This is a genomic window from Pararhizobium sp. DWP3-4 (assembly GCF_049898205.1).
GTDB lineage: Bacteria > Pseudomonadota > Alphaproteobacteria > Rhizobiales > Rhizobiaceae > Pararhizobium.
The window spans coordinates 744,688-767,637 of the sequence record NZ_JAFCXF010000001.1 but is presented as its reverse complement, the minus strand read 5'-3'; the positions used below and the strand labels follow the sequence as shown (position 1 = coordinate 767,637).

The following is a 22,950-nucleotide window of genomic DNA, read 5'->3' as shown; positions in this document are numbered from 1 at the left end:
GGCCCGGAGCGTGGCGCCTTGGAGGCAGCGCTTGAACACTCCGGATTTCAAATCCGCGCATGACCCCGCCCGAAACAGATCCGGTGTCGCGATCATGCGACGTCAAGTAAAAACGCAAATGCCGCCTGTCAAGCGCGGTCCACGCGACAGGCGGCATTGATATGTTTCATGCACGTGTTCGCGCGCATCAAACGCGCGATATCGCCATCAGCCCTTGGCGGCCTTCAACTCGTCGATCTTGGCGCAGAGATTCTTCAGAACGAAATATTCTTCCGTCGAAACCTTGCCTTCGTTGACTTCCTGCGTCCACTGCTCGAGCGGGATCTTGATGCCGAATTCCTTGTCGATCGCAAAGACGATGTCGAGGAAGTCCAGGCTGTCAATGCCGAGATCGTCGATAGTGTGGCTTTCCGGCGTAATCGTCTCGCGGTCGATTTCGCTCGTTTCCGCAATGATGTCGGCAACCTTGTCGAATGTAGCTGTCACGCGCATACCTCGTTAGAATACATGTTTTGGCGAACCTATAGGTAAATGCGGCTGAAAAGCCAATGGCCTTGGGCGCAAGAGTTGCATTTATGCCCGTGGTGTTGCCCAAACAGCAAGCCAAGCCTTGCAATAAAGCCTCTCAAGGGTCCGTGGCGGCTGGCAGATCAGCAGCTAAAGCGTCAATCGCGAGCCTGACACGCAGCGGCAGATGCGGTGTCTGCGGCCAGACGGCGTGACAATCGAAAGACAGGCGGCGTTCACCCGTAAACAGCCGGGCAAGGCGGCCGTCGCGCACCTTGTCCTGAACGAGCCAACAGGGCAGCCAGACAAGGCCGAGCCCCGCGACGGCCGCGTCGGCGATCATCTCCAAATCATCGAAACGCATGCGCGACCGCGGCAGGATTTCGGCGTCTGGCCCCCCATCCACGGGGAAAAGCCATGAGCGGACCCGTCCGGAGCGGGCATAAAGGATGCCATGGTGATCCCCCAACTCATGCCGTGTTTTTGGCGTGCCATGGATGCGCAAATAGTCCGGAGAGGCGCAGACCGTCATACGCTGATGCGCCAGCCGGCGTGTCATCAGTCCCGGCCACTCACCGAGCGGACCACTCCGTATGGCGAGATCGAACCCGTCTTCGACGATATCGATCCGGCTATCGGTAAAATTCAGGTCGAGCTCCAACTTCGGATATTCGCCGGCCAGTTTCAAGAGGATCGGAGCAACACAGCGGCGGCCAAACAGGACGGGCATTGAAACCCGCAACCGGCCCGCCACCTCCTTGCGGCCCGATTCGAGCATGGCTTCGCCGGCTCTCAGCTCTTCCAGCGCCCGAAGGCAGCGTTCATAGAAAGCCTGGCCATCCTCCGTCAGGGTCTGGCTGCGGGTGGTGCGGTGAAACAGCCGGGCCCCCAATCGGTCTTCCAGCCTGGCAATAGTCTTGCCGACCGCAGAGCGGGACAGATTGAGCCGCTGTGCGGCCGCAGAAAAACTGTCGGCTTCCACGGCCTCGACGAAGACCGATACACCATTCAAACGATCGTTCATCTGCTTTGTAGCTCTGAAGGAAACAATGATTGGAAATCATATCGCCACTGGCGACTGAAACGCAATGCTAGCTTTGCCTCATCGCTTGAATCGAGCCAAGAGCCAGGAGACAAACATGACGGAAACAATGAGGCGCTGGTCGATGGCGGCCGTCGGCCGCGACAATCTGAAACTGGAGACGGTGGCAATCCCGGAGCCGGGACCGGGCGAAATCCGCGTAAAGGCTTCGGCCGCCTCGCTCAACTATCGCGACAAGCTGGTCATCGAAACGGGCATGGGCCTGCCTCTGCCAACACCGTTAGTCCCGGCTTCCGACATGGCCGGCGTTGTCGATGCCATCGGACCTGATGTGACCCGCTTCAAGCCCGGCGACCGGGTGATGTCCACCTTCAAGCCGGACTGGATCGACGGTCGCGACAATGGCACTGCCCGCACGCCGGCCTACAAGACCCTTGGCGGCGCCTATCAGGGCGTTCTGGCCGACTATGTCGTGTTTCCGGAAGGCTGGTTTGCCGCGTCGCCGCGCAGCCTTGACGATGCCGAGGCAAGCACCCTGCCCGTTGCTGGATTGACCGCCTGGTTTGCGCTGATCGAACTCGGCAAGCTGAGGGCCGGATCGACCGTGCTCGTCCAGGGCACCGGCGGCGTCGCGCTGTTCGGGGTTCAGATCGCCAAGGCGCATGGCGCAAATGTCATCGTCACCTCCCGTAGCGACAGCAAGCTTGAACGGGCCAAGGCGCTCGGCGCCGATCATGGCATCAACAGCAGCAAGGAGGATTGGGTCGAGGCAGTCTACAAGATCACCGGCGACGAAGGCGCCCATCACATTCTGGAAATCGCCGGCGGCGCCAATCTTGGGCAGTCCATCCGCGCCGTGGCGGTGCATGGACGGATTTCGGTCATCGGTGTTTTCGAAGGTTTCGAGGTCGCCGGGCCTGCAGGGCCACTGTTGTTGAAATCGCCGGTCATTCAGGGGATCAGCGTCGGCCACAGGCGATCGCTGGAGGATTTCGTTCGCGCCATCGATTCGACCGGGATCAAACCGGTCATCGATGGCCGCTATCGGCTGGAAGACCTTCACCAGGTGCTCGACCATCTCGATCGCGGTGCATTCGGCAAGATCGTCATCGATCTCAACTGATCGCACGAAACGGCTTCGGCTGGCGTCTTGGCCAGCTCCGAGAAGATGGTCGCATCGCCTTAGCGGCTGACGACGATCTGGGTGTTCTTCAGACCATACTCACTGGCCAGCGCGAAAAACTCGGCGGCGTTTTCCGGATGCAGGCGGATGCAGCCATGCGAAGCCGGACGGCCGAGGCGCTTGAGGTCAAACGTTGCGTGAACAGCATAGCCACCGTTGAAGAATACCGCATAAGGCATTGGTGCATTGTCATATTTGCGCGAGCGATGATCTCTCGACAGCCATTTTGCCTTCCAGCTTCCCTGCGGCGTCACATAGCCCTTGCGCGCGGTGGAAACCTTCCAGCGATACCGCACGAAACCATTCTGCGACACAGTCATGGTTTGAGAAGAAAGACTGACCCTTGCAACAAGATTGGCGGCAAAGACCGACGGCGACTGAAATTGCATCAATAAGACGGCCAAAGAGGCAACGAAGAATTTACGCATGAAAACTCTCTCCGAAAAATACGCAGATTTTTACTGGTGTCCCGACACGACACAGACTTTACAGTCTTTGAAATGATAGACGTTTAAGACAATTGGAAAATTCTGCGTTAACGCGAACGCGTTCAATTTTTTCGATCCGAGTAAAAACTTTAAACTATACTGAAGAGAACGGCCACGATGGCCACCAAGACTACCAGTGATCCGCAAGCGCCGTAGAATATGGAAACGCCCGTCTCCACATCTGCGACCGTTGCCACTGCCCTGCCCGCTCCGTGGATCATCGGTTCATTGACCAGTGCGCCCGCATAGATTCTGGGGCCTGCCAGTTGTACATCAAGGGCGCCGGCCATCGCAGCTTCCGGCCAGCCGGAATTGGGCGAGCGATGCAGTCCGTGGTCGCGCAATGCGACACCAAGGGCATTGCCGGCCGCGCGCCGCCCGGTGGTCAGGGTGGCACCGGCAGCAATCAGCAGGATCGACAGCCGCGCAGCCGGAATATTGGCGGCATCGTCGAGACGGGCAGAAGCCCAGCCGAAATGAAGGTATTTCGGGGTCTTGTGGCCGATCATCGAATCGGCGGTGTTGAGCATCTTGTAGGCAATCAGGCCCGGCAGGCCGAGCAGCGCATACCAGAAGGCCGGAGCGACGACACCGTCGGAAAAATTCTCCGCCAGGCTTTCGATCGCCGCCCGGCAAACCGCCGGCTCGTCCAGGGTTTCCGGATCGCGTCCGACGATCATCGACACCGCCCTGCGGCCACCTTCCAGTCCGCCGGTGCGAAGACCGGTGGCCACCCGCGTCACATGATCGGCGAGGCTTTTCTGGGCCAGGAATACCGCAACGACGATCGTTTCAAGCAACCAGCCGAAAATGCCGATGTGCATGAACACCTTGTGCAGCAACCAGCCGCAAAACAGGCTCCACAGCAGCAATCCGGAAATGACCAGAACACCGCTGATCCGCAAGGCCTCTTCCCCCAGGCGCTTGCGGTTGAACGTCCGGTCGCACCAGCCGATCATCGCACCGAACAGCACCACCGGATGCGGCAGCCGGCGCCACAGCCGATCGGGATCGCCGACGATCCGGTCGAGCAGAAGGGCGGCGATCAGGACAAGCAGAATTCCGGTCGACATAGAAGGGTCCGTTCAGGCGAGGTGCGCGCTGCGCAAGGCATCCGCCAAACGTGTATCGCCTGCCGCATCGGGTGCAAGCCCAATCCTCAGCCAGGACGGCGCATAGGCGAATTTCCGCGTCAAAATCCACCCTCGGCAGAGATATTCGTGCAGATCGGATGCCCGTTTGTGCTCGATCAGGGTGAAAAGCGGCGTGCCACCGGTGATCGTCAGCCCGGCCTGCCGCAGGACCGCTTCAAGACCTTGCTTGCGCGCCAGAATCAGCGACCGAATTGCTTGCGTATCGCCCCCCATCAGTTCTGTCGCCATCACCAGGGCCGGTCCCGACACCGCCCAGGGGCCGAGCCATTCCTGGAAGGCCGAAAGAACCGGTTCTGCTGCGATGACAAAACCGAGCCGGAGCCCGGCCAGACCGAAAAATTTGCCAAAGGAGCGGAAGACGATGAGAGTGTCGTGACCGGCGGCCTGGGCTGCCACACTGAGCTGCGGCTCGGTATCGCCAAACGCTTCATCGACAAGCAGAAGGCCGCCATTGGCCTTCATACGCCGCGCCATATCGAGGATATCCGTTGGCGAGAAGGTCCGTCCGGTCGGATTGTTGGGATTGACCAGAACGGCCAGACCATGATCCGGCGTCAGTTGATCGGTCGCCGAGATTTCGTCGATCGCAAAACCGGCACCGGTAAAGGCTCGCGCATATTCGCCGTAAGTCGGTCCGAAAATGGCGATGCGCCTGCCCGGCGCGACAAGCCGCGGCAAGAGCTGGATGACCGATTGAGTGCCGGGAACGGGAAGCGGCAGACTGTCATCGCTGCGATAGTAGCGCGCAGCCGCATTTCGCGCACTGTCCACCAAATGACGATCCGGCAGGCGGTGCCATGCCTGGATCGGCACATCCGGCAACGCGACAGGATTGGGATTGATGCCGGTCGAGAGGTCCAGCCAGTCCTCGGGTCTGCCGCCGAACACCGCCGCAGCCTCGGTAACTCCACCACCGTGCACGATCGGCGCAGTCATGCGGAGCGAACCGTGTCGATGAGATGCATGAAGGAACCGGCCACCTGTCCGCGCCGCAACCCGGCAGGCCCGAGCAGTGTGCCTGCGGCATCGGCCGTATCGAACAGCCGGTCGGCAGCGCCCTCCGACAGGATCGTGGCATAGTGAAACTCATGCGCCATCATCGGACCATCAAAAAAAACGGCATCGAGCGGAGTGACCCGCCGGTAGCCCAGATGCCGCTTGCGCTCGGCAAAACTGGTGGCGAGCGGCAGGAAACCGAGCATTCCGTAGCGCTTGCCATCGGCGGCGACAAGCCCCTCACCCAGCACCATGTACCCCCCGCATTCGCCGAAAATCCGCGCACCACGATCCCGCACCGTTGCCATGCCGGATTTGAACCGCCCGGCATCGGCCAGAAGCCCGGCGTGAAGCTCGGGATAGCCACCCGGTAGATAGACGGCATCGGCATCGGCAGCAGGCGCCTCGTCGGTGAGGGGCGAAAAGAATGTCAGCTCGGCACCGGCGCGCCGCCAGCCAGACAGCAGATGCTCGTAACAAAAGGCAAAGGCGACATCGCGGGCGATGGCGATTTTCTGGCCGAGCGGTTTCAAGGGCGGGACATCGCCCTGCGAACGCGGGAACGGGCTCAACCGCGCAAGGGACAGGATTGCGTCCAGATCACAACCCTTTTCGACCTGCATTGCTGCGTGCTCGATGAAAGCATCCAGCGCACCGTGCTCCCCGGCCTGCACAAGGCCGAGATGGCGTTCCGGCAGCTTCATTGCAGCATCCTGCCGCAAGACGCCCAGCACCGGCATGCCGATCGCATGCAGCGCACCGCGCAGCATCGTTTCGTGGCGGACGCTACCGACCTTGTTGAGGATGACGCCGGACACATGCACATCGTCGCGGTGCATGGCATAGCCGCGCACCAGCGCCCCAACCGATTGCGCCATACGGCCGCAATCGACCACCAGTATGACGGAAAGACCCAGCATCGCGGCGAGATCCGCGGGCGAGCCTGTGCCGTCGATCGCACCGTCATAGAGCCCCATCATCGCCTCGATGATCAGCGCCTCGCGGCCCGCAGTCGATAGGACTGCATTGGCGCGGAGCAGCTCCGGACGCATCGCCCACGGGTCATAGTTCAGGCAGATCTTGCCGCTCGCGGCTGTATGGAAAGCCGGGTCGATATAGTCCGGGCCAGCCTTGCCCGGTGCCAGCGGAATTCCAAGGTTGCGCAAGGCTCGCATCACTCCGAGCGTCACCGTCGTCTTGCCGGAACCGGACGAAGGCGCCGCGATCAACAAACCGCTCATGCCGGGTCCTTGTAAGTCCGGCTCGACAGCGGATCGGCCGTCAAAACGCGGCCGTCGAGAGCGCCCAGCCAGTCGAGCGACGCCCGCAGGCGCACCACCTCGCCGACAACGACGATGGCCGGTGGTTCAAGCCCAGATGCGATGACATCGGCCTCGGCGCGCGACAGCGTCGTTTCCAAAACCGTCTGTTGCGGCGTCGCGGCATTGCAAACGAAGGCGACGGGTTCGTCCGGTGAGCGGCCGGCAGAAATGAGATTGGAAGCAATCTGGCCGATATGTTTCATCGCCATATACATGACGATCACCGGCGAGCCTTTGGCGATGCCTTCCCAGTGGATCCGGTCGGGAACCAAACCCGAGGAATCATGGCCGGTGAGAAACGTCACCGCGTGATTGACCTCCCGGTGCGTGACCGGAATGCCGGCATAGGCCAGCCCGCCGATACCTGCGGTAATGCCCGGCACGATCCTAAACGGAATGCCATGCTCGACCAGCATGAGCGCCTCCTCGCCGCCACGGCCGAAGACGAAGGGATCGCCGCCCTTTAGCCGCAATACGCGCTTGCCCTGCCGTGCCAGTTCGACCAGCCGCAGCGAAATATCGCGTTGTTTCGGCGATGGTTTGCCGCCGCGTTTTCCAGCAAATTCCAGTATGGCGCCCGGCTTGGCCAGGCTGAGGCAATCGGCGTTCACCAGCGCATCATGGACAATGATATCGGCCTGGCGCAGCGCATTGGCGGCATGCAGGGTCAACAGGCCGGGGTCGCCCGGACCCGCGCCGACCAGCCAGACCGAGCCTGGCGCCAGCTCGGGCAGACCTGAAAACACTGCGTCGGTCATGGCGCTGCTCCCGATACTGTTAACATTTCCAGCGCTGATTCCAGATGTGAGGACGTGGAATCACTTTGCCAACGCCCGGCGGCAACCTGCTGACTTGATTCGGCAAATTCTCCACAAGCAATGGCTGCTGTCGCATGGGCCGACTTGATCTTCGGAACGACCAGCACGCCAGACGTTCCTGTTGCGGCAAGGGCTGCCGCTTCCGCCACGCCGTGGCAGCCGGTCAAAGAAAAGACGATGTCAGACGGGTTTTGCAGCCGCGAAGACTGCGCCTCCAGCGTTCCGGCATCAAAGACCACGAAGGGAACTGAAAAATGCGCCGCAGCCGCAATCATCGCCGGTTCCGCCTCACGGCTATCCAGCGAAGCGATGCCAGTGAGCATGAGGCGATCGAGGCCAGCCGTTGCCAATGCTTTCTCGGCCAGCAATATCACCTCGCCGGAAGGTGTACCGCGCTCGCAGCCAAGGCCGAGAACGAGCAGCCTGCGGCCAGCCTGATCGCCGATATCCATATGCATCAAAGAGACGGGCCTCCCAAGCCGCATGATCACAATGCGCCGGGGTCCTCGACAGCCAGAGGCTTCGAAGCGGTCTGGACAGCACCGGATGAAGCCCCCTGACTGGGTCAGCCGCACCGGACGCTCTTTCAGCCCACCGTGATGGGCACCGTCGCACGTTCCTCCTGTTTACCGGAGGCCACCTGCCCGGTCAAACCGGATTACGCCATTCGCAGAGCAGGCCGCGTCATACAGACGATTATCCGCGACTTTGGAGGTCAATTGGGCCGATCCGCAACATCAACTCACTTAAACCTCATTTGCCCCATACGGCTGAAAACAGGTTCACATAAAATACGCACACGCCTGCGGCACTCCATTCCGCTTTGGAATTTTCTGAAGGTGACGAGCTCCATCTGCTCTCCTCACCGCGATACCGATGAAATTGAGTGATTGCACGAACCACGGGACATGTGCGTTCGGCGTGGCGGCATTTGACACAACACCATCGATCGTTCGCGGCCTGCCGCCGGTCCGATGGAGGACTGCGCATGATGTTTTTCAAGCAAAAGCCGCTGATCAAGGTTCTCTCGGCAACCGCGCCCAAGCCGGTGCGCAATACGGCCGAGATCAAGATCAAGGCGACGAGGAAACCAGATAGCGACGGTCAACACCGCCGCATGCTGCGCACCGTCGAAGACAACCGCCTTCTGTGATCTAACGGCTCAGACAGTCAATATGACGTATTTCAATCATCCAAGGCATATCCCTACATGGCATTGACGTTTCCGAACACCAGCCGCAGTTACGACGAAACTGCCAGACGCGTCCGCTTTCTCGGCCATGACGGCATGTTCGAGGTCAAATTCTTCGTCGAAATCGGCGCCCTTCCAAAGATCGTTTCGCGCGCCCCGAGCGAGGCCGATTGCCTTGCCGCCTTCGATGCGGCACGCAACGCGGTGCACGATATCGCCCGCAAGGCCTATGGGCGCGACCGTCGCGACAGCTACGTGCTGACCGAGGCACATTTCAAATAGGCACAAACCCGTCATGATTTTCAGGAAGGGACAGCGTGGTCCTTTCTGCGGCCTTTGCATTTCCGGCAAAGCTCTGACACACAGTGGCTGAATTTCCATCCGCTCTGGCTGTCCGAGTCTCCCCGTGCACGATCTTGCTCCCCACCTCCTCGCCTTCCTGTTTGCAGCCGCGTTTCTTGCCGGTTTCATCGATTCCATCGCCGGTGGCGGCGGCATGATCACCATACCGGCGATGCTGATCGCTGGCATCCCGCCGCTCGAAACGCTCGGCACCAACAAGCTGCAGTCACTGTTCGGATCGGGCTCCGCCAGCATCGCCTATGCGCGGCGTGGGCATGTCAACCTTGTCGAACAATTGCCGATGGCAGCGCTGGCGATGATAGGCGGTGGGCTGGGCGCAGCGCTGGCGACGATCGTTCCCGGCGATGTCCTCAAAGTGGCGCTGCCGTTTTTCCTGATCGCCATCGCGCTCTATTTCGGCCTCAAGCCGAACATCAGCGACACCGACCAGACACGCCGGATGACACCATTTCTCTTTGGCTTGATCTTCGTTCCGCTGATCGGCTTTTACGATGGCGTCTTCGGCCCGGGCACGGGTTCTTTCTTCATGCTGGGTTTTGTGACACTGGCCGGTTTCGGCGTCTTGAAGGCGACGGCGCACACGAAATTCCTGAATTTCGGCTCGAATGTCGGCGGCTTCATCGTCTTCGGGCTGTACGGCGTGATCCTTTGGAAGGTCGGCCTTGTGATGGGTGTCGGCCAATTTGCCGGCGCGCAGGTCGGCTCACGCTTTGCGATGAAGAACGGCGCCAAGATCATCAAGCCGCTTCTGGTCGTCACCTGCATCGCGCTGGCGATCAAGCTCCTGGCCGATCCGGGCCACCCGGTCCGGATCTGGCTTGGCTGGTAACAGCAGCGCCCCTTAGAATTCGACGCCGACCTGCGCCTTGATGCCGGAGCGGAAGGGATGCTTGATCAGCTCCATTTCGGTGACGAGGTCGGCAGCCTCGATCAATTCTTCCTTGGCGTTGCGGCCGGTCAGCACGACGTGGGTCATGTGCGGCTTTTCTTCCTTCAAAAACCGCACCACCTCCGCGACGTCGATATAATCGTAGCGCAGCGCGATGTTGATCTCGTCGAGTAGAACCATGGAGTTGCGCTCGTCGCGGATCAACTCCTTGGCCTTCTCCCAGGCTTTTTGCGCCATTGCGATATCGCGCGAACGGTCTTGTGTTTCCCAGGTAAAGCCTTCGCCCAGCGTATAGAACTGGCAGACATCGCCAAAATGCTTCTCGATCAGGTCGCGCTCGCCGGTTTCCCAGGCGCCCTTGATAAACTGGACGACGGCTGACGGCATGCCATGGGCGATGTGACGGAAGATCATCCCGAAACCGGCCGTCGATTTGCCCTTGCCCTTGCCGGTATTGACGATGATCAGGCCCTTCTGGTCCGTCTTCGTCGCCATGATCTTTTCGCGCGCGGTCTTCTTCTTCGCCATCTTCATGGCGTGGCGTGCCTCATCGTGGACTGGGCCGGTCTCGGTTGTCTGTACGTCGTCTTCACTCATGGTGTGTCCTCTGCGAATTCGTTTGTTTTTGTCATTGGCGAAGCGCCGTTACTCGGCCGCCGTCGAAAGCCCCTGCAACTCGAACCGGGCCGAGTTGGAGCGCGGCGACCAGAGGCCGCGGTCGATCGCCTCCATCAGCTTGTCGGTCATTTCGCGCAGAGCGTCCGGGTTCTTGTCCTCCATGAACCGGCGGACGCGCTCGTCCATCACATAGGCCTGGTAGACCGCCTCGAAATGATGGCTGCGAACAGCGCCGGTCGTTGCCGCGAAGGCAAACATGTAGTCGACCGTGGCGGCGATCTCGAAGGCGCCCTTGTAGCCGTGGCGCATGACGCCCTCAATCCATTTCGGATTGACGACGCGGCCGCGCACCACCCGGCCAATCTCTTCTTCCAGCGAGCGGATCACCGGCTTTTCCGGACGCGAATGGTCATTGTGATAGATCACCGGCCGCGTGCCGGCCATCTGCTCGACGGCCAGGCTCATGCCGCCTTCGAACTGGTAGTAGTCGTCGCTGTCGAGCAGGTCGTGCTCGCGGTTGTCCTGGTTCTGGACGACGGCTTCGACGGTCTTCAGCTGCGCTTCGAGAAGCCCGCGCTCGGCCTTGCCGTCCTCGCCGGCGCCATAGGCGTAGCTTCCCCAGGTGAGATAGGCATCGGCAAGATCGGCGCGATTGTCCCAGCCGCCCTCGTCCATCAGCGCCTGCAATCCGGCACCATAGGCGCCGGGCTTGGCCCCAAAGACACGGTAGGACGCCCGCCGTGACGCTTCCTTTGGCGCAACGCCGGCGGCCTCCAGCCGTTTGGTTTCCGCGCGCATGCGAGCGGCAATCATGTTGTCGGCGTCATCCTCTTCGAGCCCGCCAACCGCGCGGATTGCCGTGTCGAACAGGGCGATCTGCTCGGGAAAGGCGTCGCGGAAAAACCCGGAAATCCGCAAGGTGACATCGACGCGCGGACGGCCAAGCATGGCCAGCGGCACGATCTCGTAGCCGGTCACCCGCCGCGACATCATATCCCAGACCGGCTTGGTGCCGATCAGCGCCATCGCCTGGGCGATATCGTCGCCGCCCGTACGCATGTTCGACGTGCCCCAGGCGGTGAGCCCGAAGGATGTCGGCCAGTCGCCATGATCCTGCAGATAGCGGCGGATCAACAGCTCCGCCGATTTCTTGCCGAGCTCGAACGCCGCAGGCGTCGGCACGGCCCGGCTATCGACCGAATAAAAGTTGCGCCCCGTCGGCAACACATCCGGCCGCCCGCGCGTCGGCGCACCGGAAGGGCCAGGCGCAACGAAACGGCCGTCGAGACCGGTCATCAAGGCGGCGATTTCGGCGGGGCCGGATTGGGTAATGGAGGGTTTGAGGCAGGTTTCGATCTCGTGAAGAACGGCGCGGGTGGCAGTCCAGTCATCCGGGCACGGCAATTCGCCAGAGACGAACCTGGCGGCCAGCAGTTCGATGCGCTCGACGGTGTCTCCGGCGGTACGCCACGGGGCGTCCGAGACTTCGGCAAGGATGGCCGGCTTGGGGCCAAGCCAACCATCTGAGAGGACGCAGTCGAGCGGGTCAAAAGAAATGAACCCCTCCCCAACCCCTCCCCACAAGGGGGAGGGACTAATCTGCGGCTCGCCCGTCTGCCCATCTCCAACCTTTGCAGCCGTAGCAACCCCGATGTCTTGAACAGTGGGTCTATGGGGGTCGGAAACGCGCGCTGGGTTAATCCCCTCCCCCTTGTGGGGAGGGGTTGGGGAGGGGTTTCCCCGAAAAGCATCGGCCGCGATCGCCCGCTGCAGGCTCTGGTCGCCGCCCTCGCTCTGCCCGCGCGGCACGCGGGCCAGAGCCACCGTCAGATCCGTCAGCAAGCGGCCTTCCGGCGCCACGCCAAAGATATGCAGGCCATCGCGGATCTGCAGTTCCTTGAGGTCGCAGAGATAGGCATCGAGCTTTTCCAGCGCCTTGTCCTCGCCGTCCGTACCGGCAATGCCAGCGTCATGATCAAGGCCGATATCGCGCACCAGTTCGAGGATCTGCTTGCTGAGCAAGCGCAGACGGCGCGGATCGCCGCCGGCCGCGTCATAATATTCGTCAACCAGCGCTTCCAGGTCTTTCAATGGACCATAGGATTCCGCCCGCGTCAGCGGCGGCGTCAGATGATCGATGATGACGGCACTGGTGCGGCGCTTGGCCTGCGTTCCCTCGCCCGGGTCATTGACGATGAACGGATAGAGATGTGGCATCGGACCGAAGACCGCTTCCGGGTAGCAGGTCTCCGACAACGCCAGTGACTTGCCAGGCAACCATTCGAGATTGCCGTGCTTGCCCATATGGACAATGGCATGAGCGCCGTATTCGCGGCGGAGGTACGCATAGAACGCCAGATAACCATGCGGCGGCACGAGATCCGGCGAGTGGTAGGTTTCCTTCGCATCGATATTGTAGCCACGCGCCGGCTGGATGCCGACCAGCGTTTTTCCAAAACGCGTCAGCGGCAAGGCGAAGCAGCCGTCCCGGAAGAATGGATCACTCTCCGGCTCGCCCCATCGGCCCGTGACTTCAGCCTGAATCTGAACGGGAATGGACGCAAAGAAGGTGTTGTATTGATTCAACGAAAGCGTTTCGCGGATCTGGCAATCCGCCCGTACCGAATTGGTCGGGCCGTCCATCAGGTGGCGGATCAGCGCGTCGCCGTCGGTAGGGATGGAATCGATGACGTAGCCTTCGGTGGCCATCGCCTTCATCACCTCGATCGTCCCGGCCGGCGTATCGAGGCCGACGCCATTGCCGAGCCGCCCGTCGCGGTTGGGGTAATTCGCCATGATGATCGCCACGCGCCGATCGGCCGTTGCGGCCTGACGCAGCCTCGCCCAGTTGGCCGCCAGCTTGGCGGCAAAAATGACGCGGTCGGCCAGCGGTTCGTGACCGACGATATTGGCCTCGACATCGGTGTCATAGACAGCCGCCGCCTTGAACGAGACGGCCCGCGACAGAATGCGCCCATCGACCTCCGGCAGTGCCACGTTCATCGCCAGATCGCGCGCCATCAAGCCCTGCGGCGAGGCTTCCCAGGCGGCCCGCGAGGAGCCTGAAAAGATCACCTGAAGGACCGGCGCATCGGAAAACTCAAGCACGGTCGGCTTGCGGTCGGCGCCGGGCGCGGAAACCGCAAACCCGGTGGCATTCATCACCACGGTGGGCGGCACCTCGCCAAAGATCGCCTGCAGCGTACCGATCGACACGGCATCCTTGAGGCTGGACACGAACACCGGCAGCACCGTCAAACCTTCGGCACTGAGTGCTTCGATCAGGGCCTCGACAGGTTTGGTCTCACCGCTTTGAACCAGCGCGCGGTAGAAGCAGAGGGCAACGGTCGGGGGTTCGAGCCCCTCTCCCGCTACCACCGTCGAATGGGATGGGATGCTCTTGTTTCTCGGAGGCATACCCCCCTCTGCCCTGTCGGGCATCTCCCCCTCAAGGGGGGAGATCGCTGGAGCACGCTCCCGCATTCCCACATCAGGTTCCGCAATCTCAAATTCCGCTTGGGATTGGCGTGTATGCCGCGCGTTGATCTCCCCCCTTGAGGGGGAGATGTCAGCAAAGCTGACAGAGGGGGGTATCTTACCGGCGGCACTAAACCCAATAGCCTTCTTCCAGGCCTCAACTCCGATCACCCCCCGCCCCGGCCACCAGATACCGGCTTTCATCAGCGGCGCTGCCGATTCCGGTTTTTCCGCGCCGTCGATCAGCGCCTCGGCATAGCGCAGCAGCCGCGCCATGTTGTCGGCGCCGCCTTCGGTGAAATAGGCCCACATGCGGTTGCGGTCTTCGGCAGAGACGGTCGAGAAAGGCTCCAGCCCGGGATCAGGCTTGTCGCAGCCCGGCAGCACGGCAATCTGGAATTTATGGGTGACGGCGGCTGCATGCAGCGCCTCCAGCACATAGTGGAAATAGCTGGCGCCGCCGAGCGGGCGAACGATGATCAGCCTGGCATGCCGGGCGGTGCGCTCGACATAGGTATCGACCGACATCGGGTGCTTGAGCGTCAGAAGGCTTGCCACCCGCAGGCTCGACTTTCCTCCACGCGTGCGGTGCGCGCCAGCAATCGACGAAAGCTCGGTATCGGCTGCCGACAGGAACAGAATATCGGCTGGTGATTGACCGAGATCGATCGCCTCCTCGCCGTCGGTAATCGTGCCTTTCTGGGCTAGGAGGAGATGCATGCATTGTCTCCCGTGCTGGATAAGGAAGTCCCCTCCCCAACCCCTGCACACAAGGGGGCGGGGCTTATCTGCCGAACCCTTATGCCAAACCCGGTAACCTCATCCAAGAAGCGTACTCCGAACGGTTCAAACAGCCACGAAAGGCGCGGCAAACGCAGTCCAAGCCCCTCCCCCTTGTGGGGAGGGGTTGGGGAGGGGTTATGGTCTCGCCCGGTCAAAGCGCCCTCAAACCGCCGCAGCGATCGCGGCACGCACGGCGGCTTCATCCATGTCGTGGAGGCCGATGACGACCAGGCGGGTGCGGCGCACTTCGCCGGCAGCCCAGGGGCGGTCGAAATACTGGTCGATGCGGGCGCCGACGCCCTGGATCAAAAGGCGCATCGGCTTGCCGGGGATATCGGCAAAGCCCTTTAGACGCAGCACGTCATGCGCGGCAATGATCGGCTTCAGCTTTTCGATGAAGGCGGCCGGATCGGCAATCGAACCCAGTTCGACGACGAAGCTGTCGAATTCGTCATGGCTGTGCTCCTCGCCGGCCTCGTGCTCCATCTCGTGATGGGACCTGCGGTTGCCGATATCGCTTTCGGTGCCGACGCCGAGGCCGAGCAGGACGGCGGCGGAAACCTCGCCGTTCTTCGCTTCGATCATCGCCGGCTTGCGGCTGGTGCGTGACGCAACCTCGTTGCGGACAAAGGCAAGGCCGGTCGAATCGAGCAGGTCGGTTTTGTTGAGAATGATCAGGTCGGCAGCGGTGAGCTGGTCTTCGAACAGTTCCTCGATCGGGCTTTCATGATCGAGATTGTCGTCGTTGACGCGCAAGGCATCGACCTTTTCATGATCGTCGGCAAAGCGTCCGGCAGCGACGGCGGCACTATCGACCACTGTGATGACGCCATCGACGGTCACCTGCGTGCGGATATCCGGCCAGTTGAAGGCGGCGATCAGCGGCTGTGGCAGCGCCAGACCGGACGTTTCGATGATGATATGGTCCGGGCGGTTTTCACGCTCGAGCAGCTTCGTCATCGTCGGGATGAAATCGTCGGCGACGGTGCAGCAGATGCAGCCATTGGTCAGCTCGATGATGTCATCCTCGCTGCAGGCTTCGGCGCCGCAGCCCTTCAGCACGTCGCCATCGACACCGAGATCGCCGAATTCGTTGATGATCAGCGCGATGCGCCGGCCGCCGGCATTCTGCAGGATGTTGCGAATCATCGTCGTCTTGCCGGCACCGAGAAAGCCGGTGATAACGGTGGCTGGGATCTTGCCGTGGGCGGCTTTTTCAACGGTCATGGATCAACCCTTCATTTTCAGCGGCAATCCAGCCGCGATAAAATAGACGTCTGCGGAAATCTCCGCAATGATCTGGTGCAGCCGGCCGGCATGGTCGCGAAAGTCGCGCGCCATCCGGTTCTCCGGCACGATGCCCAGCCCGACTTCGTTCGAGACGAAGACCAGCTTGGCCTTGGCCAGCGGCACATAGGCCGCAAGCCGTTCAAATTCCGCCGCGATATCCCGATGCTCCATCATCAGATTGGTGACCCAGAGCGTCAGGCAATCGATCAGAACGATGCGATCAGGCGCATCGATCGCCTTCAGGCAGCCGGCAAGGTCGAGCGGCTCTTCATGGGTCTGCCAATCGGCGCCGCGGCGATCGCGATGCTCGCAAATCCTTGCCTGCATCTCGTCGTCCCAGGCCCTTCCGGTCGCGACGTAATGCATGCGCAGACCCGACGCCGTCACGAGTTTTTCGGCGAAAGCGGATTTTCCGGAACGGGCGCCGCCCAGAACCAGCACGCTGCCTGACAGTATCGATGTCATGAAAAGATCCTGGCCTCAGCGCGCGCCGGAAAGGACAGGAACCCTTGGGTCACGCAAAGCGGCATTCGCGGCAACGCGAAACAGGCCGTTCCGGGAACGGGATAATAAAGCCATGACAACCTCCGTGCTGGCGTCGGGAGTATCTCTCCCTGGATTGGGCGAGCCCTATCGAAGACGGGGCCCTTGAGGATGGCAGGTCTCCTGGCTCACGGCGCCACGCCCCAAAAGGGACGAACGGGCCCGCCTCGCCTTCCCGGAGTTTTTGCGCCAGATTGCGTCACCGCAACCGACTGATATCACGAAGAGGTGGACGATTCGTAGATTTAGAGGCGTCCGGCCCCGGCAGATCGTGATGCTACTCCAGTGGCTTTTCCGGTTGGGCCGATCCTTACCGCTGCCGCGAATGCGGACAGTCCGGAAACATCGGCTTTCCCGGATGGCGAACCCTGACCGTTCTACAGTCGCGGGGTCGGCTGCGATAAGGACGCCCGGTCTGGGTCCGGCCCGTCGCATTCCCATTTACTCCCAACATGCAACGGCATATCGGGAACCATCCAATGACCGATGATTAGGCGCTCGCCTGGATCAAGTCAATTGCGGCACTCTCTCGCCGCCATGGTTTGGCCCGGCCTCGGCAAGACTAAGCTTGATCTCCCAGACCATGCCTTCTAGAGCAATTCCAGCGGAAGTGCGCAGCGGTTTTGCGTCCGAAATTGCGTAGAAAAAAAGACAGGCGGTTTTCGCAATTCGAAGCAAAGCGGAAATGCCCACGACGGCGCAGAGACAGGATGGCCAGGCAATGAAGCTGAAGATGATTCCGAAACTTAACCTGCGGCGGCTCGGCTATCTCTCGCTGCTTTTCGATCTCGGGCGGATGCGGGCCTTTGCGCGGCGGAGCGAACTCGGCCTGGTCGTCGCGGGCATGATCGTCGGTGTTACGTCGGGTCTTGCCGTCACCGCGATGAGCATCATATCCAGCCGCCTGCACAGCCTGATTTTCGGTATTGCCGATGATGAAAGGCTGAGTTCCAGCAATCTGCAGGGCGAAATTTCCGTATTGATCGCGCCGGTGGCCGGTGGGATCATTCTCGGCCTGGTGATGGTGCTTCTGGCATCCTGGCGCAAGAAGCCGATGGTCGATCCGATCGAGGCCAACGCCCTGCATGGCGGCCGTCTCTCGCTCACCGACAGCATCGTCGTCGCGATACAGAACCTGATCTCCAACGGCTTTGGCGCCTCCGTCGGGCTCGAGGCCGGTTACACGCAGCTGGCATCCGGCATCGCCTCCAAGCTCGGCATCTCGCTGCAGCTTCGCCGCTCGGATCTGCGCACCCTGGTCGGTTGCGGCGCTGCCGGCGCCATCGCCGCCGCGTTCAATGCGCCGCTGACCGGTGCCTTCTATGCCTTCGAGCTGATCATCGGCACCTATACGATCGTGTCGCTGACGCCGGTCGTCGTTTCCGCCCTGATCGCCAATCTCGTGGCCAGATGGCTGTATGCGGGCGATTTCACCATCGATGTCGGCCAGTTCGGCGCCGTCGTCCCGGCCGACTATCTGCCGGCATTGCTGCTCGGCTGCTTCTGCGCTGCCATGGGCATCCTCTTGATGAAGGGCGTCTCGCTGATCGAGGGGCTTGCCCGACGCAGTTTTATCCCCGCTCCCGCGCGCCCGGCGCTCGGCGGCATCGTCGTCGGCCTTCTGGCACTGGTGTCGCCCCAGGTGCTGTCGGCCGGTCACGGTGCCCTGCATCTCAATCTCGCCAGTTCGCCCGCAATCCCGATGCTGATCGGCCTGTTCCTGATGAAATCCCTCGCCTCGGCGGTCTCGATCGGTTCCGGCTTTCGCGGCGGCCTGTTCTTTGCGTCGCTGTTCATGGGCGCGCTGCTCGGCAAGCTGTTTGCCTTTTCCGCGCCCTACGTCTTTGCCCAGGCAACGCTGACGCCGGTCATCTATGCGGTCGTCGGCATGAGTTCGCTGGCGGTTGCCATTATCGGCGGACCGTTGACGATGACGTTCCTGGCGCTGGAAATCACCGGCGACTTCCCGATCACCGTCCTTGTTCTGGCGGCCGTGATCACCTCCTCGCTCGTTGTGCGCACCACCTTCGGCTACTCGTTCGCCACCTGGCGTTTTCACCTGCGCGGCGAGAGCATCCGCAGTGCTCATGATGTTGGCTGGATCCGGAACCTCACCGTCGGCCGCCTTATGCGTACAGATGTCCGTACAATCGATGCGCAGGCAACGCTGGAGGATTTCCGGAGAGATTTTCCGCTTGGATCGACACAACGGGTCGTCGTCGTCGATGGCGCAAAATATGCAGGCATCATCCAGGTGCCGGAAGTCTATGCCAGCCCCATCGAAGCCAGCGAGGAAAAGCAGGACCTTTCCGGCTTCATCCGCCTTCCCAACGATTTCCTGCAGCCAAACATGAACGCCAAGCAGGCAGCCGCCTTGTTCGACACCACGGAGAGCGATGGGCTGGCCGTAGTCAACAATCTCATCGAACGGCGCGTCGTCGGCCTGTTGACGGAAAGCCATACGCTGCGACGCTACAGCGAAGAGCTTGACCGCAGACGCCGCGAGGCATCCGGAGAAATCTGAAGGGTTCGCCCCGCTCAGGACATCAGGCTGTCGAGCCATCGCGGCTCAAGCACCGCTTCCAGCTCGGCTGCGACATCGTCGATCGCACGGTCAACCGAGAGGCGGTAGTTTTCGCCGCCGCCTTCGATGCCGAAACTTTTGAGCAGTGCCGCACGATAGGCGTCGCTGGCAAACAGGCCGTGCAGATAGGTCCCGCTGACCATGCCGTTGGCCGACACCGCCCCGTCTGCCCGGCCGTCGATAATCACCGCCGGGCGGGCGCAGTCAGCGCCGGTGGTGCGGCCGAGGTGAATTTCATAGCCTTCCAGCGTCACATCGTAGATCGCCGAGCGGGCGCTGCTGTTACGCACCGTTTTTTCCGCCGCCATCTCCGTTTCGACTGCGAGCAAGCCAAGCCCATCGATCTCACTGATATTGCCCTCGATGCCGTGCGGATCGGTGACGCGCGCTCCGAGCATCTGAAAGCCGCCGCAGATGCCGATGACACGGCCGCCGCGCCGCACATGTGCCTGCAGATCATGGTCCCATCCTTGCGCGCGAAAATCGGCGAGATCGGCGATCGTCGCCTTCGATCCCGGGATCACCACCAGACCGGCGTCAGCGGGAATGCGCTCGCCGGCCCGAACAAAAACGAGATCGACCTCGGGTTCGGCAGCCAACGGATCAAGATCGTCGAAATTGGCGATGCGCGACAGAACCGGCACGGCGACCTTGAGCGCCCTTCCCGTCCCTCGCGCCAGCTTTTCCAGAACCACGGAATCTTCGGCCGGCAGACGGGCAGCACTTTTCAGCCAGGGCACGACGCCGAAACAAGACCAGCCGGTAAAGCCGTTCACCGCTGCGATCCCATCGTCAAACAGCGACACGTCACCACGGAACTTGTTGATGATGTAGCCGCTGATCATCGCGCGGTCTTCGCCGGACAGAATGGTGTGGGTACCGACCAGCGATGCGATAACGCCGCCGCGATCGATGTCACCGACCAGGACCACGGGCACATTGGCGCGCGTGGCAAAGCCCATATTGGCGATATCGCCGGCACGCAGGTTAATTTCGGCCGGTGACCCCGCCCCTTCGACGACGACCAGATCGACGCCGGACCGGACGATCTCGAAACTGTCCATGACGGCGCCCATCAGCTTCGGCTTCAAGGCCTGATAATCGCGCCCTCTCGCCTGCCCCGCCACCTTGCCCTGGACGATGATCTGGCTGCCCGTCTCCGACTGGGGTTTCAACAGAACCGGGTTCATATGCACCGATGATGGGATGCGTGCCGCCATCGATTGCAGCCATTGAGCCCGGCCGATCTCGCCGCCATCGTCGGAGACTGCCGCGTTGTTGGACATGTTCTGCGGCTTGAACGGAGCGACCTTCAGGCCGCGATTGGCAGCGATGCGGCAGAGCCCCGCCACGAGTACCGTTTTTCCGACATCGGAGCCGGTTCCCTGAAGCATGATCGTCTTTGTCATGGCGCCTGATCTAGCATTGCATCCACCGCAAGAAAAGCCATATTCCGCCGCATTTCCGCCGTGTTTGATGCCGGTTTTTCACGCGATATTTCAAGCTGCTGCGAGGCTTGTGCGGCACGGATGTCGAACTGTCCAAAAAGCGACATCGCGTGGCAAAAATACTCGTTGTATTCGGCGAAAACGGGCTTATATCAGCACCATCAAATCACGGAGCGAAAGACGCTCCACACCCAAGGTCAAACCCCGATGTTGTTCATCTTCAGCAAGCCAAATTTCGTTCAGATCGCCTGGAACTCGAAGGTTCCCGACAGCCAGTCGCGTGTGCGCAACACGGTCATGTCCGCGCCTTTCGGTCCGCTTGGCTTCATCCGGACACGCAGCGTCGGCTGAACCCCCTCTCCCAGACTGACACTTCGAACCGCGCCCTTGTTTGAATGGCGCGGTTTTTTTGTGCCTGGCCACGGATAACGATATCTCAGAAACGCGAAAACCGCACCCGTTCCTTGCGGAACCGTGCGGTCTGCCAAAGCTACACATGGCCGCTCCGGCATACACCCGGAGATCGCTCCGGCCGGGACGCAAAACCTGATCCAGCCGGGCGGCCAAGTATCCCCCGCCGCAGGAAAACAATTAGCCTGACAGTGTTACCGGATGGTTAGTGAGAGCTTAACCAAAGATGAATTGCGTGTTTTTTTCACTTTTTTTCGTGCCGGATGAAAATCAATGTGAAGGCGCATACGGAACACAATTTGTCTGCGATAAAACACGCTCTGCAACTCTTGTGTGAAGCAGTGCTAATTTTGCGCCAAAGAGGGGCGCATTTGCACAAAAATCTTGCCCGGCTCATTAAAATTCAACAGCTTGCACGGACCTTTCAAGGCCGCGAAAATGCTGCCTGCGTGGCTTAAAGCGATTCCGGAGGTTGATTTCTCCTGTGGAATACTTACGCTGATCCTAACGGTAAAAGGAGAGATGGCTGGCGGCAGAGTTCCGCGGCCAGACAATAAAACTCCAACGCCGTCGCAGCGGGGATGAAAGATTGGCCTTGCCACAAGAGCCCCCCGGCCTGCTTCAACCTGAACGATCGGGTTTCCGGGAGATGCAGTATCCCGATGGACCCCACGATTTTGGCTGCATAAGACTGGGAGGTCTTAAACATGAAGAAGCTCCTCGCTTCCACAATTCTCGCCGCCGGCCTCTATGCGCTTGCCGGCTCCGCTCAGGCCGCTGAATGCGGCGAAGTCAGCATTGCAGAAATGAACTGGGCATCGGCCGGCGTCGCCGCGCATGTCGACAAGTATATTCTTGAAAACGGCTATGGTTGCACGGTGACGCTTGTGACCGGCGATACCATGCCGACCTTCACTTCCATGAATGAAAAAGCCCAGCCGGACATGGCGCCCGAATTGTGGGTCAATGCCGTGCGCACCCCGCTTGATGCCGCCATCAAGGAAGGCCGCTTGATCGAAGCAGCGCCGCTGCTCAGCGAAGGCGGCGTCGAAGGCTGGTGGATTCCGAAATTCCTGGCTGACGCTCATCCTGACATCAAGACCGTTCAGGACGCGCTGAAGCATCCGGAACTGTTCCCGGCGCCAGAAGACGCTTCGAAGGCCGCCATCTTCAATTGTCCGTCGGGCTGGAACTGCCAGGTCTCGACTGCAAACCTCTACAAGGCCCTGAACGCCGAAAAAGAAGGCTTCGAACTGGTCGATACCGGGTCGGCAGCGGGCCTCGACGGCTCGATCTCCAACGCCTTTGAAAAGAAGTCGGGCTGGCTCGGCTACTACTGGGCGCCCACGGCTATCCTCGGCAAGTACCAGATGACACGGCTGAGCTTCGGCGTCGAACATAGCAAGGCCGACTGGGACGCCTGCACGGCGGTTCCAGATTGCGCCGATCCGAAGGTCAACTCCTATCCAACGTCGGACGTCTACACGGTCGTGACCAAGGCCTTCTCCGAGAAGGCCGGCGTTGCCATGGACTATGTCAAGGTCCGCAAGTGGGACAATGGCACCGTCAACAAGGTACTCGCCTGGATGACCGACAACCAGGGCACCAACGAAGACGCTGCCAAGTACTTCCTGGAAACCTATCCCGACATGTGGACCAAGTGGGTGGCACCGGACGTGGCCGAAAAGGTCAAGGCAGCCCTCTAAGGGATTGTCCTGCGGCAGCGGCGCTGACGTCGCTGCCGGCTTTCGGTCAATCACACGGCACGTTGCCGCAGCACCGGAAGACAGGTGAACCCGATACCGGCGACACGAAATGCCGCCGGTATTTCCATCAAATACG

The 22,950-nt window shown here is 61.1% G+C and carries 19 protein-coding genes, 1 pseudogene and 1 riboswitch; of the genes and pseudogenes, 7 read left to right on the top strand and 13 right to left on the bottom strand.

Annotation, left to right across the window (positions count from 1 at the left end; genetic code table 11):
- Positions 1-207: 207 nt before the first annotated feature.
- Together ACP7E6_RS03605 and ACP7E6_RS03600 are read right to left on the bottom strand one after the other, a co-directional pair.
- The gene (locus ACP7E6_RS03605) at positions 208-492 is read right to left on the bottom strand and encodes an acyl carrier protein (protein WP_112834592.1); all 285 of its coding nucleotides are present in this window, start codon (positions 490-492) and stop codon (positions 208-210) included.
- 133 nt (positions 493-625) lie between these two features.
- Positions 626-1,531 (bottom strand): LysR substrate-binding domain-containing protein, encoded by a 906-nt coding sequence (locus tag ACP7E6_RS03600; protein ID WP_426227966.1) that lies wholly within the window; start codon positions 1,529-1,531, stop codon positions 626-628.
- A 115-nt stretch (positions 1,532-1,646) separates the two neighbouring features.
- Here ACP7E6_RS03600 and ACP7E6_RS03595 point away from each other — a divergent pair, with 115 nt between their 5' ends.
- Entirely contained in the window at positions 1,647-2,672 is a 1,026-nt protein-coding gene (locus tag ACP7E6_RS03595) for a zinc-dependent alcohol dehydrogenase family protein (RefSeq protein WP_426227964.1), read from the top strand.
- A gap of 59 nt (positions 2,673-2,731) precedes the next feature.
- Here the strand turns inward: ACP7E6_RS03595 and ACP7E6_RS03590 are convergent, their stop codons facing one another.
- The 6 genes and pseudogenes from ACP7E6_RS03590 to ACP7E6_RS03565 all read right to left on the bottom strand — a co-directional run.
- Positions 2,732-3,160, bottom strand: a complete 429-nt coding sequence (locus ACP7E6_RS03590) for a L,D-transpeptidase (RefSeq protein WP_426227962.1) — start codon at positions 3,158-3,160, stop codon at positions 2,732-2,734.
- A gap of 149 nt (positions 3,161-3,309) precedes the next feature.
- Entirely contained in the window at positions 3,310-4,293 is a 984-nt protein-coding gene (gene cbiB, locus ACP7E6_RS03585; RefSeq protein WP_426227961.1) for an adenosylcobinamide-phosphate synthase CbiB, read from the bottom strand.
- Between the two features lie 12 nt (positions 4,294-4,305).
- Positions 4,306-5,310 (bottom strand): threonine-phosphate decarboxylase CobD, encoded by a 1,005-nt coding sequence (cobD, locus tag ACP7E6_RS03580; RefSeq protein ID WP_426227959.1) that lies wholly within the window; start codon positions 5,308-5,310, stop codon positions 4,306-4,308.
- Positions 5,307-6,611 carry a cobyrinate a,c-diamide synthase gene (locus ACP7E6_RS03575; RefSeq protein ID WP_426227957.1) on the bottom strand — a complete coding sequence of 435 codons (1,305 nt, stop codon included), beginning with the start codon at positions 6,609-6,611 and terminating at the stop codon, positions 5,307-5,309. Before ACP7E6_RS03575 ends, cobD begins: the two co-directional genes overlap by 4 nt.
- A complete protein-coding gene (gene cobA / locus ACP7E6_RS03570) occupies positions 6,608-7,450 on the bottom strand; it encodes a uroporphyrinogen-III C-methyltransferase (RefSeq protein WP_426227955.1) in 843 nt (280 codons plus the stop codon). The genes ACP7E6_RS03575 and cobA overlap by 4 nt, the downstream gene beginning before the upstream one ends.
- Positions 7,451-7,566: 116 nt before the next feature.
- Positions 7,567-7,962 (bottom strand): annotated as a pseudogene (locus tag ACP7E6_RS03565) (cobalamin biosynthesis protein); the annotation flags it as partial.
- Between the two features lie 536 nt (positions 7,963-8,498).
- Here ACP7E6_RS03565 and ACP7E6_RS03560 point away from each other — a divergent pair.
- The 3 genes from ACP7E6_RS03560 (at position 8,499) to ACP7E6_RS03550 (ending at position 9,894) form a co-directional block, all read left to right on the top strand.
- Entirely contained in the window at positions 8,499-8,663 is a 165-nt protein-coding gene (locus tag ACP7E6_RS03560; RefSeq protein WP_426227954.1) for a hypothetical protein, read from the top strand.
- A gap of 57 nt (positions 8,664-8,720) precedes the next feature.
- The gene (locus tag ACP7E6_RS03555) at positions 8,721-8,984 is read left to right on the top strand and encodes a DUF1488 domain-containing protein (protein WP_113247803.1); all 264 of its coding nucleotides are present in this window, start codon (positions 8,721-8,723) and stop codon (positions 8,982-8,984) included.
- 124 nt (positions 8,985-9,108) lie between these two features.
- A complete protein-coding gene (locus ACP7E6_RS03550; RefSeq protein ID WP_426227952.1) occupies positions 9,109-9,894 on the top strand; it encodes a TSUP family transporter in 786 nt (261 codons plus the stop codon).
- A 12-nt stretch (positions 9,895-9,906) separates the two neighbouring features.
- Here ACP7E6_RS03550 and cobO read toward each other — a convergent pair whose 3' ends face one another.
- The 4 genes from cobO to cobU form a co-directional block, all read right to left on the bottom strand.
- The gene (gene cobO / locus ACP7E6_RS03545) at positions 9,907-10,551 is read right to left on the bottom strand and encodes a cob(I)yrinic acid a,c-diamide adenosyltransferase (RefSeq protein ID WP_426130148.1); all 645 of its coding nucleotides are present in this window, start codon (positions 10,549-10,551) and stop codon (positions 9,907-9,909) included.
- A gap of 48 nt (positions 10,552-10,599) precedes the next feature.
- The gene (gene cobN / locus ACP7E6_RS03540; protein ID WP_426227950.1) at positions 10,600-14,769 is read right to left on the bottom strand and encodes a cobaltochelatase subunit CobN; all 4,170 of its coding nucleotides are present in this window, start codon (positions 14,767-14,769) and stop codon (positions 10,600-10,602) included.
- A 225-nt stretch (positions 14,770-14,994) separates the two neighbouring features.
- Complete coding sequence (gene cobW / locus ACP7E6_RS03535; protein WP_426227948.1) at positions 14,995-16,059, bottom strand: cobalamin biosynthesis protein CobW; 1,065 nt, start codon at positions 16,057-16,059, stop codon at positions 14,995-14,997.
- Between the two features lie 3 nt (positions 16,060-16,062).
- Positions 16,063-16,587, bottom strand: a complete 525-nt coding sequence (cobU, locus tag ACP7E6_RS03530) for a bifunctional adenosylcobinamide kinase/adenosylcobinamide-phosphate guanylyltransferase (protein ID WP_426227946.1) — start codon at positions 16,585-16,587, stop codon at positions 16,063-16,065.
- 174 nt (positions 16,588-16,761) lie between these two features.
- Positions 16,762-17,157, bottom strand: a riboswitch (cobalamin riboswitch).
- A gap of 241 nt (positions 17,158-17,398) precedes the next feature.
- Between cobU and ACP7E6_RS03525 the strand changes: the two genes are divergently transcribed.
- Entirely contained in the window at positions 17,399-19,189 is a 1,791-nt protein-coding gene (locus ACP7E6_RS03525) for a chloride channel protein (protein WP_426228536.1), read from the top strand.
- Between the two features lie 14 nt (positions 19,190-19,203).
- Here ACP7E6_RS03525 and ACP7E6_RS03520 read toward each other — a convergent pair whose 3' ends face one another.
- Positions 19,204-20,658 carry a cobyric acid synthase gene (locus tag ACP7E6_RS03520; protein WP_426227944.1) on the bottom strand — a complete coding sequence of 485 codons (1,455 nt, stop codon included), beginning with the start codon at positions 20,656-20,658 and terminating at the stop codon, positions 19,204-19,206.
- Positions 20,659-20,718: 60 nt separating this feature from the next.
- On the opposite strand from ACP7E6_RS03520, the gene ACP7E6_RS03515 reads away from it, so the two are divergent.
- Positions 20,719-21,048, top strand: coding sequence for a hypothetical protein (locus ACP7E6_RS03515; RefSeq protein ID WP_426228566.1), 330 nt, complete (start codon positions 20,719-20,721; stop codon positions 21,046-21,048).
- Positions 21,049-21,815: 767 nt separating this feature from the next.
- Positions 21,816-22,814: an ABC transporter substrate-binding protein gene (locus ACP7E6_RS03510; RefSeq protein WP_426227942.1), complete on the top strand. Its 999-nt coding sequence runs from the start codon at positions 21,816-21,818 to the stop codon at positions 22,812-22,814.
- Positions 22,815-22,950: the final 136 nt, after the last annotated feature.

Excerpts from the sequence above, each read along its gene's own strand:
- ACP7E6_RS03605 (WP_112834592.1), bottom strand. The coding sequence starts at position 492 with ATGCGCGTGACAGCTACATTCGACAAGGTTGCCGACATCATTGCGGAA.
- ACP7E6_RS03600 (WP_426227966.1), bottom strand. The coding sequence starts at position 1,531 with ATGAACGATCGTTTGAATGGTGTATCGGTCTTCGTCGAGGCCGTGGAA.
- ACP7E6_RS03595 (WP_426227964.1), top strand. The coding sequence starts at position 1,647 with ATGACGGAAACAATGAGGCGCTGGTCGATGGCGGCCGTCGGCCGCGAC.
- ACP7E6_RS03590 (WP_426227962.1), bottom strand. The coding sequence starts at position 3,160 with ATGCGTAAATTCTTCGTTGCCTCTTTGGCCGTCTTATTGATGCAATTT.
- cbiB (WP_426227961.1), bottom strand. The coding sequence starts at position 4,293 with ATGTCGACCGGAATTCTGCTTGTCCTGATCGCCGCCCTTCTGCTCGAC.
- cobD (WP_426227959.1), bottom strand. The coding sequence starts at position 5,310 with ATGACTGCGCCGATCGTGCACGGTGGTGGAGTTACCGAGGCTGCGGCG.
- ACP7E6_RS03575 (WP_426227957.1), bottom strand. The coding sequence starts at position 6,611 with ATGAGCGGTTTGTTGATCGCGGCGCCTTCGTCCGGTTCCGGCAAGACG.
- cobA (WP_426227955.1), bottom strand. The coding sequence starts at position 7,450 with ATGACCGACGCAGTGTTTTCAGGTCTGCCCGAGCTGGCGCCAGGCTCG.
- ACP7E6_RS03560 (WP_426227954.1), top strand. The coding sequence starts at position 8,499 with ATGATGTTTTTCAAGCAAAAGCCGCTGATCAAGGTTCTCTCGGCAACC.
- ACP7E6_RS03555 (WP_113247803.1), top strand. The coding sequence starts at position 8,721 with ATGGCATTGACGTTTCCGAACACCAGCCGCAGTTACGACGAAACTGCC.
- cobO (WP_426130148.1), bottom strand. The coding sequence starts at position 10,551 with ATGAGTGAAGACGACGTACAGACAACCGAGACCGGCCCAGTCCACGAT.
- cobN (WP_426227950.1), bottom strand. The coding sequence starts at position 14,769 with ATGCATCTCCTCCTAGCCCAGAAAGGCACGATTACCGACGGCGAGGAG.
- cobW (WP_426227948.1), bottom strand. The coding sequence starts at position 16,059 with ATGACCGTTGAAAAAGCCGCCCACGGCAAGATCCCAGCCACCGTTATC.
- cobU (WP_426227946.1), bottom strand. The coding sequence starts at position 16,587 with ATGACATCGATACTGTCAGGCAGCGTGCTGGTTCTGGGCGGCGCCCGT.
- ACP7E6_RS03525 (WP_426228536.1), top strand. The coding sequence starts at position 17,399 with ATGATTCCGAAACTTAACCTGCGGCGGCTCGGCTATCTCTCGCTGCTT.
- ACP7E6_RS03520 (WP_426227944.1), bottom strand. The coding sequence starts at position 20,658 with ATGACAAAGACGATCATGCTTCAGGGAACCGGCTCCGATGTCGGAAAA.
- ACP7E6_RS03510 (WP_426227942.1), top strand. The coding sequence starts at position 21,816 with ATGAAGAAGCTCCTCGCTTCCACAATTCTCGCCGCCGGCCTCTATGCG.